The organism is uncultured Odoribacter sp. (genome assembly GCF_937966165.1).
Lineage (GTDB): Bacteria > Bacteroidota > Bacteroidia > Bacteroidales > Marinifilaceae > Culturomica.
Window position 1 is genome coordinate 129,965 of sequence record NZ_CALCLB010000005.1, and the last position, 16,656, is coordinate 146,620.

Annotated in this window: 16 protein-coding genes; 10 read left to right on the forward strand and 6 right to left on the reverse strand. The window is 40.2% G+C overall.

The features are described 5' to 3' along the window. Window position 1 precedes the first annotated feature (1 nt). The gene (locus Q0465_RS01565; RefSeq protein ID WP_298611859.1) at window positions 2–166 is read left to right on the forward strand and encodes a hypothetical protein; all 165 of its coding nucleotides are present in this window, start codon (window positions 2–4) and stop codon (window positions 164–166) included. 276 nt (window positions 167–442) lie between these two features. Beyond that, entirely contained in the window at window positions 443–1,048 is a 606-nt protein-coding gene (locus tag Q0465_RS01570) for a flavodoxin (protein ID WP_298611862.1), read from the forward strand. Window positions 1,049–1,072: 24 nt separating this feature from the next. Here Q0465_RS01570 and cobC read toward each other — a convergent pair whose 3' ends face one another. The 4 genes from cobC to cobU are packed head-to-tail and all read right to left on the reverse strand — an operon-like array spanning window position 1,073 to window position 3,960. Then, window positions 1,073–1,600, reverse strand: coding sequence for an alpha-ribazole phosphatase family protein (cobC, locus tag Q0465_RS01575; RefSeq protein ID WP_298611865.1), 528 nt, complete (start codon window positions 1,598–1,600; stop codon window positions 1,073–1,075). A 4-nt stretch (window positions 1,601–1,604) separates the two neighbouring features. After that, window positions 1,605–2,351, reverse strand: coding sequence for an adenosylcobinamide-GDP ribazoletransferase (gene cobS, locus Q0465_RS01580; protein WP_298611868.1), 747 nt, complete (start codon window positions 2,349–2,351; stop codon window positions 1,605–1,607). 3 nt (window positions 2,352–2,354) lie between these two features. Beyond that, window positions 2,355–3,395 (reverse strand): nicotinate-nucleotide--dimethylbenzimidazole phosphoribosyltransferase, encoded by a 1,041-nt coding sequence (gene cobT / locus Q0465_RS01585; RefSeq protein ID WP_298611871.1) that lies wholly within the window; start codon window positions 3,393–3,395, stop codon window positions 2,355–2,357. Between the two features lie 46 nt (window positions 3,396–3,441). Next, a complete protein-coding gene (gene cobU / locus Q0465_RS01590) occupies window positions 3,442–3,960 on the reverse strand; it encodes a bifunctional adenosylcobinamide kinase/adenosylcobinamide-phosphate guanylyltransferase (RefSeq protein ID WP_298611874.1) in 519 nt (172 codons plus the stop codon). A 215-nt stretch (window positions 3,961–4,175) separates the two neighbouring features. Here cobU and Q0465_RS01595 point away from each other — a divergent pair, with 215 nt between their 5' ends. The 8 genes from Q0465_RS01595 (at window position 4,176) to Q0465_RS01630 (ending at window position 13,292) form a co-directional block, all read left to right on the forward strand. Beyond that, complete coding sequence (locus tag Q0465_RS01595; RefSeq protein ID WP_298611877.1) at window positions 4,176–4,700, forward strand: histidine phosphatase family protein; 525 nt, start codon at window positions 4,176–4,178, stop codon at window positions 4,698–4,700. 7 nt (window positions 4,701–4,707) lie between these two features. Continuing rightward, window positions 4,708–5,718, forward strand: a complete 1,011-nt coding sequence (locus Q0465_RS01600) for a histidinol-phosphate transaminase (protein ID WP_298611880.1) — start codon at window positions 4,708–4,710, stop codon at window positions 5,716–5,718. Next, complete coding sequence (cbiB, locus tag Q0465_RS01605) at window positions 5,708–6,652, forward strand: adenosylcobinamide-phosphate synthase CbiB (protein ID WP_298611883.1); 945 nt, start codon at window positions 5,708–5,710, stop codon at window positions 6,650–6,652. The genes Q0465_RS01600 and cbiB overlap by 11 nt, the downstream gene beginning before the upstream one ends. 126 nt (window positions 6,653–6,778) lie before the next feature. Continuing rightward, a complete protein-coding gene (locus Q0465_RS01610; RefSeq protein WP_298611886.1) occupies window positions 6,779–8,041 on the forward strand; it encodes an Nramp family divalent metal transporter in 1,263 nt (420 codons plus the stop codon). A gap of 180 nt (window positions 8,042–8,221) precedes the next feature. Continuing rightward, the gene (locus Q0465_RS01615; RefSeq protein WP_298611889.1) at window positions 8,222–8,791 is read left to right on the forward strand and encodes a 30S ribosomal protein S16; all 570 of its coding nucleotides are present in this window, start codon (window positions 8,222–8,224) and stop codon (window positions 8,789–8,791) included. Between the two features lie 7 nt (window positions 8,792–8,798). Further along, window positions 8,799–9,341, forward strand: coding sequence for a ribosome maturation factor RimM (gene rimM / locus Q0465_RS01620; RefSeq protein ID WP_298611891.1), 543 nt, complete (start codon window positions 8,799–8,801; stop codon window positions 9,339–9,341). 307 nt (window positions 9,342–9,648) lie between these two features. Further along, window positions 9,649–12,186, forward strand: a complete 2,538-nt coding sequence (locus Q0465_RS01625) for an adenosylcobalamin-dependent ribonucleoside-diphosphate reductase (RefSeq protein ID WP_298611894.1) — start codon at window positions 9,649–9,651, stop codon at window positions 12,184–12,186. 155 nt (window positions 12,187–12,341) lie between these two features. Further along, entirely contained in the window at window positions 12,342–13,292 is a 951-nt protein-coding gene (locus tag Q0465_RS01630; RefSeq protein ID WP_298611896.1) for a bifunctional riboflavin kinase/FAD synthetase, read from the forward strand. Between the two features lie 212 nt (window positions 13,293–13,504). Here the strand turns inward: Q0465_RS01630 and Q0465_RS01635 are convergent, their stop codons facing one another. After that, complete coding sequence (locus Q0465_RS01635) at window positions 13,505–14,755, reverse strand: DcaP family trimeric outer membrane transporter (RefSeq protein ID WP_298611898.1); 1,251 nt, start codon at window positions 14,753–14,755, stop codon at window positions 13,505–13,507. Between the two features lie 305 nt (window positions 14,756–15,060). Beyond that, window positions 15,061–16,611 (reverse strand): glycine--tRNA ligase, encoded by a 1,551-nt coding sequence (locus tag Q0465_RS01640; protein ID WP_298611900.1) that lies wholly within the window; start codon window positions 16,609–16,611, stop codon window positions 15,061–15,063. Window positions 16,612–16,656 lie beyond the last annotated feature (45 nt).

A 16,656-nucleotide genomic window follows, 5' to 3' on the forward strand; every position in this document is an offset into this window, starting at 1 on the left:
TATGAAAAAGTGGAGTGAGTATAGTGCTTCGGAAAAGAGGATGCTGATTGTGATAGGAATATTACTCGTTTTGATTCTTCTTACTTTGGGAAGAGTAAATCAGGGCGTACAAAAAGGAATGGGCCGCTTTTTTTCCAATCCCGCTGATACTGTACAGGTAAAATAATAAATTTAAGTTTTTTAAACCGGGAATGCTGGAAGAACTATCTGTAAGAATAGAATTCTTTTGGCATTCCCGGTTTTTTGTTCGGGCGGAATTTGCAACAGTTTCTGTCTGATTGTCGTATGAAAAGTAAATTTGGATGTGAAAATGTGAAAACGTTCCAAAGTTTAAATGTAAAAATGTGGAAACATATAAATATTCAAATAATTAACCTTTTAAACCTTTGAACAAAATACAAAAACAGTTGATTTTGACTATATAACTTTAATATACAGAACCATGCAAGACAAACAAAAAGAAGAAACACCCCAGTTAACTGCAGATCTGGAAGGAAATTATTTGTTGGATAAAAAAAGCCGGAATTTGAAGAGTATCGGATTATTTTATGCTCCTTCAGGTGGAAATGTCCATAAAGTGGCCAAACGGATAAAGCAAAAAATAAAAGATCTGACGGTAGATATGTTTTATATTGAAGAGGTTCGTCCCGAAAAATTTCTGGATTATCAAAGTCTGATTCTGGTTTCTTCTACTCTGGGAAAAGATGCCTGGAATAATAATGAAACGGATGAATGGGCTGTTTTTTTACCGGGTTTGCAAAAAATAAAACTGGATGAACGGCGGGTAGCTTTAGTCGGTTTAGGAGATCATATCAAATATCCGAATAATTTTGTCGATGGAATGCAGGATTTAGCCGACTTGATGAGAAAAGATGGAGCTGTATTGGTGGGAAAAACTCCGACGGATTCCTATAGTTTTAATATGTCCCGGGCTGTTGAAGAAAATCAATTCGTCGGTTTGCCTTTAGATGAGGATAATGAACCGGAAAAAACAGATGAGAGACTTGATAAATGGCTGGAACAAGTTTTACCCGAATTAATAAAATAAAAGTAAGGTGTAAAATACGTTTTTTCATATCCATACATCACTTCTGCCTCCATAAGGAATATCTTTTGTAAAGGCATTTTTAAAAGAGGCAATTCCTGCATAAATATGTGTACAGCGAATTGTTCCGCTATGGACGAAAAGACAGGCCCGGCGAACTTTTTTCCCCCTCAGTTCGTCCAAAAAATCACTTACCCGTTGATATTGATCCATAAAACTTTCCCCTCCTCCTGCAGGAAGCTGAAGCCAGTTGGAATACCATTCCTGCAGTAGAGGATCTTGCAACGTTTCCCAGTTTTCCATTTCCCACTTCCCAAAGTTCAGTTCTTTTAACCGTTCGTCTAGAAGGGGGTGCGGGTAACCGCAATAGGCAGATAATTTCATACAACGGGATAGGGGGCTGCTATAAACGATATCAAACTGTTCCTGAGAGAGGTTTTGTGCAACTTGCCGGGCTTCTTCGTGAAAAGTACCGGCTACATCTACGTCTGTAAAACCGTAAATCGTTCCCGGTTCAACTGCCACTGAAGTATGCCGGATAAGTGTAATTTGCATGATTTTACCAATAATAAATAATAATACAGCCCAAATAAAAAAATTGTTCTATAATCAGTACACTGGCTCCGCAACAGTCTCCTGTATATCCTCCGATTCTTTTTTTCAGATAGATCCGCATCACCACTGTAGCCAGAAGGGCAGGAAATATGGCGAATAGAAATAAAATATCCTTTAAAAATAAAAAAGGAATCAGGCATAATACAGCTATAAAAATAGATTCTCCCCAGCGGACTTTCCGGTAAATTAATTTTGCTTTGCTTTCTTCTGCTTTTCGGACATAGCCTAAGGTGCTGATCATTATAGAAGCGCATAGTTTAGACAAAACATCTGCGGCCAGAATGAGGGGTAAAATAAGATAAGGATCAAAAGAAGCAAGAAAAGATACATAAAGTAAGAAATAGAGAATCAGTCCGATCGTTCCATAACTTCCGATATGAGAATCTTTCATAATGGTTAAAATTTGCTCCCTATTGTTTCCTCCGCCGAAGCCATCTAAAAAATCCGCCAGTCCGTCTTCATGCAAAGCTCCCGTGAGTAATAAACGGGAGAGGATGGCAAGGACGGAAGCAGGTAAAAGGGGCATATACAAAGAAGCTAACCAATAAACCCCTAATGTCGTTGAACCTGTAATAAATCCAACCAGCGGCCAATATTTAAGAGTATCCGAGTAATAACGGGGGTCTACTTTTATGATTCTCCATAAAGGCAGACGGGTAAGCATCATAAGGGAAGCCAGAAATCCTTTCATGATTCAGTCAAAATATTTGGTAACGGCTGCTTTTTTAAAATCGTTCATTTCGTTAATCATCCGTACGGCCGAGTCTATGATTGGATAAGCGCAAATAGCACCTGTACCTTCTCCCAAACGCAGTCCCAAAGAAAGCAAGGGACGGGCATTCAGGTAGTCGAGTACTGTTTTATGACCGCTTTCATCCCCGCAATGGCCGAATATACAATAATCTAAGACTTCCGGGTAAAATTGCCGGGCTGCTAAAATACAGTTGGTCATAATAAAACCATCTATAATAATGATCATCTTTAGTTCGGCAGCTTTCAGCATGCCTCCTATGGCGGCGACCATTTCATATCCTCCAAAATAACGTAAAATATCGATGGCTTCTCCGGAGCCCTTGTAATTATCTACTGACTGTTTTAGAATTCTGTATTTGTGTTGTATCCCTGTATTGTCAAGTCCGCTCCCGGCACCTACACATTCTGCTAAAGGGATGCCTGTAAAATAGTGCATCCAGATGGAGGAAGTAGAAGTATTGGCGATTCCCATTTCTCCGAAACTAAGGATATTTGTACCTTCCCGGTACACTTGCTCTGTGATTTCTGCCCCGATGGCGATGGCCCGGTCAAACTCTTCCGTTGTCATGGCGGCTTCATAAAGATAGTTACGCGTCCCTTTGCGGATCTTCCGGTCGATCAGGCCGGGCAGATCTTCGTAATCGTAATTTACACCACAATCCACAATTTTTAGCATAAAACCGTGCTGTCTGCAAAACATATTTATGCCGGCTCCCCCTTTTAGAAAATTAGGAATAGCCTGTGCTGTAACTTCCGGAGCGGAAAAACTTACGCCTTCTTTGACAATACCATGATCTGCCGCAAAAATAATATTCTGGGGTTTGTGCAGGGAAGGCGAAAGTGTCTGTTGGATAGTACCTATCTGAACGGCGAGTTCTTCCAAACGTCCTAATGAACCTTTGGGCTTTGTCAGATTATTGATTTTATCGGTTAAAAGAGGTATAATGTTCTTGTCCGGAGACTGAATATTGAATTTTTGCATTATTTTTATTTTTAAGTTTTATACTCTATCTTTCGTTCTGGCTTTTTTACTCGTTTTTTATTTTTACAGGAATGCCGGCTACCATCCATACTACTTCATTTGCTTGCTGAGCTACATATTGATTCATCCAGCCTTGTAAATCAGTAAAACGCCTTTGAAGCAGGTTATCGGAAACCCCTCCCATACCCAGTTCATTGGTCACAAAAATAAAAGTTGCTTCCTGGGCTGTAAATTTATCAAATTCTGCTTTTAAGGCTGACAGGGATAAATCCGTATCTGAATTCAGATCAAAGAAAAAATTAGTACACCATAAAGTAAGGCAGTCGATTACGATTACCCGTTCCGGGAGCGAATGCCGGCTCAGGTACTTTTCTTCTTCTATATTGGTCCATTGCGGTCCCCGTTCTGATTGATGCCTGCGGATCCTTTCGCGGTACTCTTCATCCCATACCCGTGAAGTGGCCATATATACCGGGTTTGCGGACCATTCTAAAGCTAACTTTTGGGCATAGCTACTCTTCCCGGAGCGTTGCCCGCCTGTGACGAGAATAATTTTTTTACCCATTTTTAATGAATTTTCAGGGAGTAAAGATATAAAATCATTTACGAATTTGAACCTTTACCTGTCTGAAGTAATTGAATCTTGTTTAGAAATGTTCAAATGTTCAAAAGGTTAAATATTTGAATATTTTCATATTTAAACAATTTCGCATTTCAAAGAAAAATTCTAAAATTTGAATAAAAATGTTTGTTAACTTTGTGCCTGATAAATCCGGAATTATGGTGCACAGAACTCGGTTAATTCTTACCCGTCATGGGGAGACCCTTGAGAATAAAAAAGGGGTTATGCAGGGGCATATGCCTGGTACATTATCCCCTTTAGGCATTCAACAGGCGGAGGACCTGGCCGAAAAATTGAGAGGGGAAGAAATAGACGCGATTGTTTGCAGTGATTTGGCCAGAAGCTACGATACAGCCCGGATAATAGGCAAAAGCCGGGGATTATTACCCTTGTCTACTCCTCTGTTACGGGAGATTGATTGGGGAATATATGCAGGAGGTAAATTAGCGGCTATCGATTGGGCCCATTTACCGGAAGGGTGCGAAACTTTGGAAAGCCTGATGCAAAGGGCGGAGAAATTTATCGATTGGGTCTGTGGTGAATTTCCGGGAAAACAAGTGTTAGCGGTGGGACATGGTGCCATTAACCGGGCAATTCTCGTTTTCCGGGAAGGAAAAACGGTTGCAGAAATGGCCCGAATGCCAATAATGCAGAATACGTCGTTTATAAGGTTGAATTTATAAGTCGGTTATGATACACGGACACGGGGATGATTTTTATCGTTTTGAGGGAGAAATTCGGGCGAATTTTTCAACAAACGTTTGGTATGGGGCAGCATTGGAACCTTTGCGTAAATTACTGAATGAAAAGGCAGACACTATTTTGCATTACCCGGAACCGGATGCCTTGTCTTTCCGGCAGGCTGTGGGGCTTTATCATCGTTTACCGCCGGAAACGGTTCTGGCCGGGAACGGAGCTACTGAATTATTTTACTTGATAGCCCATGCTTTTGCAGGTGTCAATACTGTGATTCCTGTACCCTCCTTTGCTGAATACGAAGATGCTTCTTCTTTATACGATCATTCTATCCATTTCCTCCCTAAAGGAGAAATAAAAAACATACCGGAGTGTACCGGACTTATGTTTATCTGTAATCCCAATAATCCGGACGGACGGGTGTGGGAGGAAGAAAAAATACGGTTTTTATTAGAAAATTATCCGGATATGACTGTGGTCGTGGACGAGTCTTTTATCCATTTTGCACCGCGGGCCCGGTCGGTTTGCTCCCTTATTGAAAAATATCCCAATCTGTTAGTCGTGAGATCCATGACCAAGAGTTTTGCTATACCGGGACTGAGATTAGGATATTTGCTGGGAGAACCCCGCCTGATTGAGTTTATTGCTTGTTATAAACAACCCTGGTCCGTCAATGCTTTGGCTATTGAAATAGGAAAGTATTTGTTGGAACAGGCTGCTTGTTTTTTACCGGATGCCGGAAAACTGAAAGAGCGTCAATTGGTTTTTGCTGCAGAAGTAGCTGAAATTCCAGGGTTTTATCCTTTGCATTCGGATACTTCTTTCTTTTTAGTCCGGACAGATTATGATTCAAGGAAATTGAAAGAGACACTGCTAAAAGAAGGACTTTTAATACGGGATGCTTCTAATTTCAGGGGATTAGATCATCATTTTTTCCGGATAAATACTTTATCAGAAGATAAAAATCATTTGTTAATCAATGCATTGAAAATGTATGCAGAATAGCTTTTATGAAGTGGTTGTCCCACTGGTCGCAGGGTATTTGCTGGATTGGTTATTGGGGGACCCGCGTAAACTACCACATCCGGTCGTACTTTTCGGGCATACGATAGCTTTTGCTGAAAAGTCCTTTAATAAAGGGAAAAGACGGAAGTTGAAAGGAGCTATTGTGGCATTAGGATTACCTTTCCTTACGGCCGTCATCTTTGGAGGGATGTTGTGGGGAATGAGCATTTGGGGAATGAGCGGATATTGTATTGCTGCAACCGTTTTTGTTTTTTACGGTTTAGCAAACCGGAGTTTGATACAGGAGGGATGGGAAGTAATCAATGTGCTGGAAAAACAGGGATTGGAAGCCGGACGCCGCCGGCTGTCGTGGATTGTAGGACGGGATACTTCTGCTTTGTCTTCTAAACAAATTTATACTGCAGTTTTGGAAACGATGTCAGAAAACCTGAGTGACGGAGTCGTCGCCCCTTTATTTTATTATGCTTTGGGAGGTGTGCCGGTTATGATGACTTATAAAATGGTAAATACTTTGGATTCTATGATCGGTTACCGGGATGATCGTTATCGGGATTTTGGCTGTTGGGCGGCCCGTCTGGACGATATTGCGAATTATATTCCTGCCCGGCTGACAGCCTTTTTAATGATCCTTATCAGTCATCGCCGGGGATTATTGCGTTTTGTCATCCGAAACGGGAACAAACATGCCAGTCCCAATGCCGGTTATCCGGAAGCGGCAATGGCTGGTATTCTCAATTGCCGCTTCGGGGGGTCTCATATCTATCACGGCATACTGGTGAAAAAACCTTATATAGGAGAAAACAACCGGAATCTTTGCCGGAGGGATTTTATGCGTGCTGTCCGTGTAAATGAAGGAGTTGCTTTTTTAGCTGTATGCCTTATCGTGTTGTGTTATTATTTTATTTATTTTTAGATTTCCGCAGGATGAAGTGAGAAATGGGGGATGGGTTTTAAAATGGGTCATCCTTTTGTAAGATAAAGAATTGCTGGAGAAGTGTGGGTAAAGAGACAAAACCTTTATAAAAAATAGTCGTATTTTATGTTTAAATACATTCGGAAAACCTTGGAAACGGCTAGACACCGCCCTCGTTTGGGAGGTTTGGAAATATTGAAATATATTGGTCCGGGCTTACTGGTAACGGTAGGTTTTATTGATCCCGGCAATTGGGCATCGAATCTGGCAGCAGGTGCGGATTACGGTTATGCTCTTTTATGGATGGTTTCTTTGTCTACAGTTATGCTGATTATTTTGCAGCATAATGTAGCTCATCTGGGTATTGCTACCGGGCTCTGCCTGTCGGAAGCTACGATGACTTATTTAAAGCCCCGTTACGCTCGTTTGACTTTAATTTCGGCGATGGGGGCTTCTGTTTCGACTTCTCTGGCAGAGATATTGGGAGGTGCTATCGCTCTGGAAATGTTATTTAATGTTCCGGTCCGGATAGGAGCCGTTCTGGTTTCTGTATTTGTGGTTATTATGTTATTTACTAATTCTTACCGGGTTATTGAAAGATGGATTATTGCTTTTGTTTCTATTATAGGCCTGTCATTTATTTACGAACTTTCTTTGGTTCATATTGAATGGGGAGAGGCGGTCCGGGCTTGGGTTACTCCTTCCTTCCCTGATGGCTCTATGGTGGTAATTATGAGTGTACTGGGGGCTGTTGTGATGCCGCATAATTTATTTTTACACTCCGAAGTGATCCAGAGCCGGCAATGGAATCTGGAAGACGATAAAATTATCCGTAAACAAATGCGTTATGAATTTTGGGATACCTTTTTATCAATGATGATCGGTTGGGCAATTAATAGTGCTATGATTTTATTGGCTGCTGCCAGTTTTTTTAAAAGTGGTACTTCCGTGACAGAATTGGAACAGGCAAATAAACTTTTGCAGCCTTTGCTCGGCAATAATGCCGCAGTGATTTTTGCCGTAGCTTTATTATTTGCCGGGGTTGCTTCTACTATCACTTCGGGCATGGCTGCCGGTTCCATCTTTGCTGGCATGTACCGTGAATCTTATGACATTCAGGATACCCATTCCCGTTGGGGAGTATTGATATCTTTGGTCGTGGCCTTGCTCATCATCATGATCATTTCCAATCCTTTTATGGGATTGATTTATTCTCAAATGTTACTGAGTATTCAATTGCCGGTTACCATTTTTTTACAAGTGTACCTTACTTCGTCGGAAAAAGTGATGGGTAAATATAAAAATCGTGCTTCTACAAAATGGATTTTGTATTTTTTAGGGGGGATTGTAACCATATTAAATCTTATGCTATTGATTAGTTTGTTTTGAAAGTTTATATCCCGTCTGATATTTTGGTTTTACAGACATTTCCTGTTATGCTACGGAAAGAATAAGATAAATTTTATTTTTCAGTATTCTTTTGTACTTCTCTTTTTGCTTTTCTCTTTTTTTCCTTATCTTTGCCGCTCCTATCGGGTATAGGAAGGTATTAATTTAAAAATTAAAAAAATGTCAACTAAAATCAGATTAGCGAGACACGGACGGAAAGGACGTCCATTTTATCATGTAGTGATAGCTGATAGTAGAGCGCCACGGGATGGCAGGTATATTGAAAAAGTAGGAACTTATGATCCGAATACAAATCCGGCTACTATCAATCTCAATTTTGACAGAGCTTTGTATTGGCTGATGGTAGGGGCTCAACCTACAGACACGGCAAAGAGAATTTTGTCCTATAAAGGAGTTTTGATGAAAAAGCACCTGCTGGAAGGAGTAAAGAAAGGGGCTTTTGATGAGGCTGCTGCTCAGACAAAATTTGAAACCTGGATGAAAGCAAAAGAAGCTAAAATTCAGGAAAAGATCACTAAATTGACACAGGAAGGAGCTACTGCTAATAAGGTGAAACTGGAAGCAGAGGCTAAAGTCCGGGCTGCAAAAGAAGAAATTGTAGCTAAAAAACGGGCAGAAGCAGAAGCTGCAGAAGCTGCTAAAAAGGCAGAGGCTGCTGCTGCAGAAACTGCTGCTACGGCAGAAGAAGCTGCTGAAACGGCTGCTCCTGAGGCTCCGGCTGCAGAATAAGTGCCTTATGATTAGAACAGAAGATTGTATTCCGGTGGGAAAAATTATAAAATCCCATAATTTACAAGGAGAAGTTGTAATTTTGGCTGAGAACGATCTTTTGGAAGAATATGCTGAGGAACCGGTGTTTATCCTATTGGAAGGGGCACCGGTTCCTTTTTTTATAGCTGATGAAGGAATATCAGTAAGAAATCGCAATACTTATATCGTTAAATTCGATTATGTCGATACATTGGAGCAGGCAGAACGCCTTATCGGACAGGAAGTATTACTTCCGAAAGAATTGCTCCGGGAAAGTGAAGCGTATGGGGATACAGAGAATACGGCGGACCTGTGGACAATGAAAGAATTTGAAGTGGAGGATGAGGTGAGCGGAGAGAAAGGGCGACTTATAGATATAGCTGATTATTCCGGCAATATTGTTTTGACAATTGATATTTTGGGTAAAGAAATTCTTTTACCTCTTTCCGAAAATTATATAAAACAAGTAAGTTTTGAAGAGAAAAAACTGACTGTTTTTATTCCCCAGGATATTATAGATCTTTATTAAAAACTCTTTTTTTATTTTTTGTTTAACCAAAGTTTCAGAAAAGGATTCCGAGTGGCCTGATCTGTAATGTATAGGAGGGTTCTTGCTGTAAATAAAAATAGATACTTTTGTATTTTGGTTTTTGTTTAAAATATTTTTTTGGAAAACTTTTTTGTAGTTAAAAAATGTTATATATATAATTATTAAATAGTTACAAAATTTAATAGAAAACTTTCAAAAAAAGTTTCATTATTTTATTACACGAAATAGAACTTTTTATACCTTTGTTCCATTCGCTACAATTGAAAATATTATTAAATATACGGCCATGAACAAACAAATGTCAACTAAGGAAAAGACTTATACTCAGGAGGAAGCATTTCAGAGTTCTCTGGATTATTTCAAAGGGGATGAACTTGCAGCACGTGTATGGGTAAATAAATATGCGTTGAAGGATTCTTTCGGAAATATTTTTGAAAAAAATCCCAACGATATGCACAGACGTCTAGCAAAAGAAATTGCACGCATAGAAAAAACGTATGCAAATCCTCTGTCTGAGGATGAGATATTTGAGGTTTTAAGGGATTTCAAATATATTGTTCCTCAGGGAGGGCCGATGACCGGTATTGGAAATGATTTTCAGATTGCTTCCTTATCCAATTGTTTTGTGATTGGCCATGATGGACCTTCTGATTCTTACGGGGGAGTGATGAAGATCGATCAGGAGCAGGTACAGTTGATGAAACGCCGGGGAGGGGTAGGACATGATCTTTCTCATATTCGTCCCAAAGGATCGCCGGTAAAGAATTCAGCTCTGACTTCTACAGGTATTGTACCTTTTATGGAACGTTATTCTAATTCTACCCGGGAAGTAGCTCAGGACGGACGCCGGGGGGCTTTGATGCTGAGTGTGTCAATCAACCATCCCGATTCCGAGAGCTTTATTGACGCAAAGATGACGGAAGGAAAAGTGACCGGAGCAAATGTATCTGTAAAAATTGACGATGAGTTTATGCAGGCCGTTATAGATGATAAATCGTATGTTCAAAAATATCCTGTTTATGCAGAGAAACCTAAAAATGTAAAAGAAATTAATGCCCGTCAATTGTGGAATAAAATTGTACACAATGCCTGGAAGTCTGCTGAACCGGGAATTCTTTTCTGGGATACGATTATCCGTGAAAGTGTGCCTGATTGTTATGCCGATTTAGGATATCGTACTGTTTCAACCAATCCTTGCGGAGAAATACCCTTATGTCCTTATGATTCCTGCCGTTTATTAGCGATTAATTTATATTCTTATGTGTTGGATCCTTTTACGGATAATGCCCGGTTTGATTTTGAATTATTTCAAAATCATGTTGCTGTAGCCCAGCGTATTATGGATGATATTATCGATCTGGAGTTGGAAAAGATTGATACTATTCTGGATAAGATTGACGCAGATCCGGAAGATGAGGAAATTAAGGGGGTAGAAATTCGTTTGTGGCAAAAAATCCGTAGGAAAGCCAAGGAAGGCCGTCGTACAGGAGTGGGGATTACTGCAGAAGGAGATATGTTGGCTGCGCTGGGATTTCGTTATGGTAGCGACGAAGCCACTGATTTTGCTGTAAAAATCCAGAAAATATTGGCTGTAGAAGCTTACCGTTCTTCTGTGCAACTGGCTAAAGACAGAGGTAGTTTTAAAATTTTTGATGCCCGGCGGGAAGAGAATAATCCTTTTATTTTGCGATTGAAAGAGGCAGATCCGGAAATGTATGCTGAAATGATACGCTACGGACGCCGGAATATTGCTTGTTTGACCATTGCCCCTACCGGCACTACCAGTTTGATGACGCAGACAACTTCCGGTATCGAACCGGTTTTCATGCCGGTTTATAAACGAAGAAGAAAAGTAAATCCGGGAGATCAGAATGTACGGGTGGATTTTGTAGATGAGTCCGGGGATAGTTATGAGGAATTTATCGTTTTCCATCATAAATTTGCCGAATGGATGAAGGTGAAGGGATATGATGTTACAAAACATTATTCAGATGAAGAGATAGATAAACTGGTGGCGGAATCTCCTTATTATAAAGCTACTTCAAATGATATCGATTGGGTGGCTAAGGTGAGAATGCAGGGGATGATTCAGAAATGGGTAGATCATTCTATTAGTGTAACAGTTAATTTGCCTTCGGATGTAACCGAAGAACTGGTGGGACAATTGTATATTGAGGCTTGGAAAAGTGGATGTAAAGGTTGTACGGTATATCGGGATGGCTCCCGTGCCGGAGTATTGGTTTCTGCCAAAGAAAAGAAAGGACCGGAACAATTTGCTATGCCTTCCAAACGTCCGATGGAATTGGATGCAGAAGTTGTACGATTCCAGAATAATAAAGAAAAATGGATTGCTTTTGTCGGTTTGTATCAAGGCCGGCCGTATGAAATTTTTACTGGTATTGCAGACGATGAGGAAGGAATTATGCTCCCCAAGTCGGTAGTTTACGGAAAAATTGTCAAGCATTATGATGAAGAAGGAAACTCCCGTTATGATTTCCAATTTTCCAATAAAAGAGGTTTTAAGACAACTGTAGAAGGACTTTCCTATAAATTCAATAAAGAGTATTGGAACTATGCCAAGCTGATTTCCGGAGTATTGCGTTACGGGATGCCCATTCATCAGATCATTGGCTTGATTGGGACGATGGAATTCGATAATGAAAATATTAATACCTGGAAAAATGGTGTGGAACGGGCATTGAAGAAATATGTTCCGGACGGTACGGAAGCTGCCGGAGAAGTATGTGAAAACTGTGGTTCTCCTGTCGTTTACCAGGAAGGATGCCTGATCTGTAAAACTTGCGGTACTTCCAAATGTGGATAATGATAGTATGAATTGAGTCTTTTGTATAATGAAGGGAGAATAGGACTATCCGGATTTTTCGGATAGTCCTTTTTCTATCGGAATCCTTGCAATAGAAAAAACGTTGACTTGCGAACTGCTGACTATTTTTATATTTTTGTAAAAAATATTGATAAATGGAAGTTCATTACGGCTTGGAGCGTATACATATCGTGAACCCTGTTGTTACAATGGGAAGTTTTGACGGAGTCCATAAGGGGCACCGGCAGGTAATAGAAGGATTAAAGCAATGTGCAGAAAGATTGAGCGGGGAAACTGTCATTATTACTTTTGATCCTCATCCGCGGGAAGTATTGTATCCTTTGGAAAAAAGACCGGGAATCCTGACAACTCTGGAAGAAAAAATTCAAATCCTTTCTGCCTATGGGATCAGGCATTTGGTGGTATTAAAGTTCACAGAAGAATTAGCCGGACACACTTATACTGATTTTGTCAAACATATTTTGGTCGATAAAATCGGGATAAAAGGATTGGTTGTCGGATATGACCATCGCTTCGGAAAAGACCGGAAGGGGAATTTTGATGCCTTACAGGAACTGGCCGAAAAATACCATTTTTATATCGAACAGGAAGAGGTGTATGCCAGCGGACAGGTAAATATCAGTTCTACTAAGATACGGACGGCTTTGGAATTGGGAGATATCGGTAAGGTAAAAGCGTTTTTAGGTTATGATTATGCTATTTCCGGAACTGTGGTACACGGAGATAAGATCGGGAAAAAAATGCTCGGATTTCCTACTGCTAATATGAAGATGGACGATGAACGGAAATTATTACCGGCTGCCGGAGCTTATGTCGTGAGCGTAATAGGGAAAGAAAAAATGTATTATGGAATGTTGAATATAGGTGTTCGTCCTACCGTCAGTCAGTCCGGTATTATTCGTCTGGAAGTTCATATTTTTGACTTTGATGGAGATATATACGGGGAGAAAATCAAAGTGCAGTTACTTTACCGCATCAGGGGGGAACATAAATTCGATACGGTTGAAGAATTACGCTTACAATTGCAAAATGATAAAATAAAGGCTCAGCAATTCCTCAAAAATCATATAACTGATAAAGAATAAGGAGGAAATACAGGTTTGAATCGGTATTACTTAGAGGTAATTTTTGAGGGAAGTAAAATAGTGTTACCGTTCCGTCTCAAGCGTATTTTGCCTTTTCCTATCTGTTTATTGTTGTTTTGAAAAAAACTCCGGTCCGAAATATCAATACTGGATTGAAATCATTTTAAACCGGAGTTTTTAGAAATGTTTATTTAACGATTCCGTCATAGACTTTAGAATCGGTATTGTACCATCATATTAATCCGGTTTGCATTTCCATAATTTTTGTCGAAGTTATTCCGTCTTCCGAATACATATTCTATACCTGTGGTACCGTATTCTGTGAAATTCCATAGCAAGTTGGCAGCAGCATACTGGGCGTATTTGTAATTTGTGCTGGCCATACTCCCGATGTTTTCCATACGGGCGTAACTATAAGTGATAGTGGAATACAGGTTGGGACGCCAATTTTGTTGTATAGCTCCGAAAAATCCCCACATAGCAGAAGCTTTTAAACGTCCGCTTTTGTCTGGGTTCGGAACGAGGTCATATCCCAGTGCACTGATATCCTGAATGTAGTTAGCAATAGCTTTTCCGTAAACGCCCTGGAACATAAAGCTAGTGGTTTCAGCAAGGTGGATGTTACCGCTTAAAGTTGTTCCCCAGCCGGTGACGATTTTGTCTTTATCTGTAATATTGTCTTTATAATAAATGTTCCGAAGAATTGCACCGGCTTGTAAATGTCCTCCATTGTTAAAGGTGTATTTGGCCACCAGAGGAATATCGGGAATTCGTTGCCTTATTTTTGCTGTATAATTATCGGCCTGGTTGGTATAATCCGGAATAGCGTATTCCAAAGCCAGAGAAGCCTGCCAGTTTCTATTGAATTTATAAGTATATCTGACCTGGGGTTGTCTGATTTCAATACCGCTGCTGGGACCTTCTTCGTCAATCGTGGTCGGGATAGCCGGCATATCGCAAAATGTACTCCAGGCTTTTCCGACCAGGAAACCTTTAAATTGTACAAAGGCTTGGTTTAATCTGGGAGTATTGGAAGGACCCTGGAATTCCATTTCGATATAGGAAACTAAACGTCCCACATCCGTGTCTCCCACTAGTTTGAAAAACAGACGGGATTGATTTACTGTAATTCCATAGCTACCGCCGGGTTGATGGCCTTTGGGTGCAATAGTAGAAGTGGTAAAAAAGTCGTAACTTTCTACCCCATTGAAGTCGTAAACTCCGGTTGCCTGAACATAACCTCCTACTCCGAATACGAAACGTCGGTCGTTATCAAAAAAGATGAAACGGGGAGCGGTCGGGTCGTTGTAAGCTAAAGGAAAAGCTTCTTTCATAATGGTGTAGAAATTGTGCAGATCCTTTTTTTCAGATATTGATGCTACATGTACTTTCTGTGCTTTCAGCCCGATGCTAAGCGTAGAAAGAAAACAGGTAAGCACAACAAGTGCGGAAATTTTTTTCATAGCTTGTACAATTAGTTGTTTTTATTTTCGTTACAAGCTATATACGGATAAAAGTAATAAAAGTTGAAAAGAAGTAAAAGACAGGTATAAAGAGAAAAACAGGAGGAGACGGAGATTTCTTTTTTAAACCGGCAGATACTGTCACTTACCGGCATGAATAAATATTTCGCTGATAAATGAGACTGTTGTTTTTGGGGAGGATCCTTTGTCAGAAAGTTTCACTTATCAGCGAATTTGTTTTCAGCAGAAAACAGATGTAAAATATTATTTCTCAAAAAAGGCCTTTTTAGGGTTTCCTCTTTGGACTATCCGATTTGCCGGAGTAGATTTCCTAAATCTGTTTTTTCTTTTAAAATATTGAATAACTGGCTTATCGGGATACGTTCCTGTTCCATCGTATCGCGGTAACGAATTGTAACGGCATTGTCTTGTAATGTCTGATGGTCTACAGTAATACAAAAGGGCGTGCCGATCGCATCTTGGCGGCGATAACGCTTCCCGATGGAATCTTTTTCATCGTATTGGCAATTGAAGTCATATTTGAGTAAATTCATGATCTCCTGGGCTTTTTCAGGGAGTCCGTCTTTTTTTACCAGGGGCATTACTGCCATTTTTACAGGAGCCAAAGCTGCTGGTAATTTCAGAACAACGCGGGAATCCTGTTTCCCGTCTTTACTCAGATCCTCTTCACAATAGGCTGCTGAAATAATTTGCAGGAACATGCGGTCTACTCCGATAGAAGTTTCGATTACATAAGGAATATAAGATTCATTCAGCTCTGTATCAAAATATTGTATTTTTTTGCCCGAATACTTCTGATGCTGGGACAAATCGAAATCAGTGCGGGAATGAATTCCTTCTACTTCCTTAAATCCGAAGGGGAATTTATATTCGATATCAGTAGCGGCATTGGCATAATGGGCCAGTTTTTCATGATCATGAAAACGATAATTTTGTGACCCGAATCCCAATAGCTGATGCCACTTCATACGGGTTTCTTTCCATTTTTTAAACCAGTCGAGTTCTGTTCCGGGGCGAACGAAAAATTGCATTTCCATTTGCTCGAATTCTCGCATCCGGAAGATAAACTGACGGGCTACAATCTCGTTCCGGAAAGCTTTCCCGATTTGTGCAATTCCAAAAGGGATTTTCATCCGTCCTGTTTTTTGCACATTTAAGAAATTCACAAAAATCCCCTGAGCTGTTTCCGGGCGTAAATAAATTTTATTCGTTCCTTCTGCCGTAGAGCCCATTTCTGTGGAAAACATCAGATTAAACTGACGGACTTCTGTCCAATTAGCTGTACCGGAGATCGGACATACAATGTTATTGTCGACAATGATTTGCCGTAATTCTGTCAGGTCGTTTGCATTTAGAGCTTTGGCCATTCTTTCCCGAAGGGCTTCGCGTTTTTCAATGTGGGACAGTATCTGAGGATTGGTTTGCCGGAACAGAGCTTCATCGAATTTTTCTCCAAAGCGTTTCCGGGCTTTTTCCACATCTTTCTCAATTTTTTCATCATATTTTGCTATGTGATCTTCTATGAGCACATCAGCTCTGTATCTTTTTTTAGAATCTTTATTATCGATCAATGGATCGTTAAAAGCATCTATATGGCCGGAAGCTTTCCATATAGTGGGATGCATAAAAATAGCAGAATCAATACCTATGATATTTTCGTGCAAGCGCACCATGGATTCCCACCAGTATTTTTTTATATTATTTTTGAGTTCTACTCCATTCTGCCCGTAGTCATATACGGCTCCCAGCCCATCGTATATATCAGAGGAAGGAAAAACGTAACCGTATTCCTTGCAGTGTCCTACTAATTTTTTGAAAACATCTTCCTGTGCCATATTATCTGTATTTTAATGATTTCGTCACCCGGTTGAGGAGAAACA